Source organism: Marichromatium sp. AB32 (assembly GCF_003718675.1).
Taxonomy (GTDB): Bacteria; Pseudomonadota; Gammaproteobacteria; order Chromatiales; family Chromatiaceae; genus Marichromatium; species Marichromatium gracile.
Genome location: NZ_RHFJ01000164.1, coordinates 1 through 297 on the forward strand (window position 1 = coordinate 1; position 297 = coordinate 297).

1 pseudogene is annotated in these 297 nt (G+C 64.6%); it reads right to left on the reverse strand.

Features of this window, described 5'->3' with window-relative positions:
- Window positions 1-297, reverse strand: a pseudogene (locus EBL85_RS17345) (VanZ family protein); the annotation flags it as partial.

Genomic DNA, 297 nt, shown 5'->3' on the forward strand with positions numbered 1-297 from the left:
CCAAACATTCGTCGGATCGACCCCCAACCCCATCACCAACCGCAGCCCCTCGACCGCGAACGCCAACCCGCCCCCGACGATTGCCGCAACCCAGCCACCCCAAGTGTACGCTCCCCATCGATCCGAGGTCCACGGCACCAGCAACATCCCGGCCATCCCATAGAGCCCGAGGTTGAGCACCAGACTGACCAGGGCGCCGCTCTCGCTGCTGTAGTAGTGGTAGTAGAAGGGTAGGAAGCGGAGTTGCTGGAGGTCGGTGAGGATGGCCTCGGGTGTGCGCCAACGATCGAGCGTGGG